The sequence below is a fragment of the Bartonella gabonensis genome (genome assembly GCF_903679515.1).
Lineage (GTDB): Bacteria > Pseudomonadota > Alphaproteobacteria > Rhizobiales > Rhizobiaceae > Bartonella > Bartonella gabonensis.
Window position 1 is genome coordinate 1 of sequence record NZ_CAHOYM010000087.1, and the last position, 2,138, is coordinate 2,138.

At 39.1% G+C, this 2,138-nt stretch carries 2 pseudogenes; both read left to right on the forward strand.

The features are described from left to right. A pseudogene (locus tag HWX04_RS08850) lies at window positions 1-859 on the forward strand (hypothetical protein); the annotation flags it as partial. Then, a pseudogene (locus tag HWX04_RS08855) lies at window positions 775-2,138 on the forward strand (hypothetical protein); the annotation flags it as partial. The pseudogenes HWX04_RS08850 and HWX04_RS08855, both read left to right, overlap by 85 nt.

The following is a 2,138-nucleotide window of genomic DNA, read 5'->3' on the forward strand; positions in this document are numbered from 1 at the left end:
TTCAACAGAAGCCGTTAATGGTTCACAGCTTTTCGAGACAAATGATAAGATTGCTACTTACTTAGGTGGTGGAGCTAGTTATAAAGATGGTGCATGGAAAGATCCTCATTTCACACTTAAAACTGTTGATGCTAATGGTAATTCTGAAGATAAGAACTATACTAATGTAGCGGAAGCTTTAACTGGAGTTGGTACGTCTATCACGAATGTTCAGAATAAAGTTACTAATGATATAACAAATAAGTTCGATGAACTGAATCAAAGTATAACGAATATTACGCAACACGTCGCAGGTGATGCTTTATTATGGAACGATGATGAGCAAGCATTTGTAGCCCGTCATACGAAGAAAACAGAAAAGAAAGGTAAAGAAACAGTAGAAAACAGCAAAATTACATCTCTTTTAGATGGTGCTATTTCTGAAAATTCAACCGATGCTATTACTGGTAAACAGCTGTATTCAACAAATGAAGCGCTTGCATCTTATTTAGGAGGCGGCGCTGGTTATGATGAAGAAGGCAAATGGACAGCTCCAAGCTTTACGGTTAATACTGTCAGTGAAGATGGGGATAAGGTTGAAGAGCAGAGCTATGATGATGTAGCAAAAGCCTTTGCGAGTGTAGGTACATCTTTCAGCAATCTTCATAATGAAATGACGAAAGCTGTCACGAATATTAACAATCAGATTAACAATGTAGTGAATGACAGTCTTGTCAAGCAGGATCTTTCACGAAGCTTCGTCATGAGCTTTCAGATAACATTGAGCAGAATGCATTGTTGTGGAGTGATGTTGATGAAGCATTTGTTGCCCTTCATGGTAAAGGGTCTGATAAGCACAATAGTAAGCTTACGCATCTAGTTGATGGGGATGTTTCATCTGGTTCGACAGAAGCGATTACAGGTAATCAGTTGTATCAGTTGAATCAAACCTTAGCATTGTATTTAGGAGGCGGTGCTGATGGTAGTATCGCTGATAAGTCGCACGATGCAATCACGGGCGGACAGATTAATCTAATCGGTGGTGATATAGCCAAATTCTTAGGTGGAGATGCAGCCTTTAACAATGGAATCTTTAAAGCTCCAACCTATAAATTATCTTCCATTGCTAAAGATGGCTCTGTAACAGAAAGTTCTCTTGACAGTGTTGGAACTGCTTTTGCAGGTCTTGATACGAATATCAAGAATGTAAATGATCGTATTAAGGAAGTATCTCAGGGCGTTGCACAAGATTCTTTATTGTGGAGCAAGACTGACGATGCTTTTAGTGCTCAGCATGGTGAAAGCAAAGAAAGAAAAGATAGCAAAATTACCCATATTTTAGATGGCAATATTGCTTCTGGCTCTACCGATGCTATTACGGGTAACCAGCTCTATTCTTTGGGTGATAAGGTTGCGACTTATTTCGGCGGTGGAGCGAAATATGAGAATGGCCAATGGTCTGATCCAAGTTTTAAGGTTAAAACTATTAATGCTGATGGCAACGCAGAAGATCAAACCTATAAGGATGTATCATCTGCTTTTGAAGGCGTTGGCACTTCTTTCACGAATATTAAAAATGAGATTACCAACCAGATTAAAGATCTTCAGTCCGAAGATTCAGCTGTTGTTCATTATGATAAGAATAAAGATGAACATGGCACTACTAATTATGCGAGTGTGACGTTTGGTGGTAAAAGTCAAACTCCCACAGCTCTCCACAATGTTGCTGATGGTATTATTTCTGATAATTCGCATGATGCGATCACAGGTGGACAGATTAACACCATCTCTCAAGATGTTGCTAAGTTCTTAGGTGGTAGTGCAACATTTAACAACGGTGCTTTTACAGGACCAACCTATAGATTAACTCAGGTTGATGAAAAGGGTGAAGCTCATCAGGCTGAGTTTAAAGATGTTGGTTCTGCTTTTGTCGGTCTTGATAGCAATATCAAGAATGTGAATAATCGAATTAAGGAAGTTTCAGAGGGCGTTGCACAGGATTCTTTACTATGGAGTAATGATAATCAAGCCTTTGTAGCACAACATGGAGAGAAAAAAGAAAACAGCAAGATTACGTCTCTTGCTAATGGTAGCATCACTAAAGATTCTACCGATGCAGTCAATGGTTCTCAGCTTTATTCGATGAATAATACGCTTGC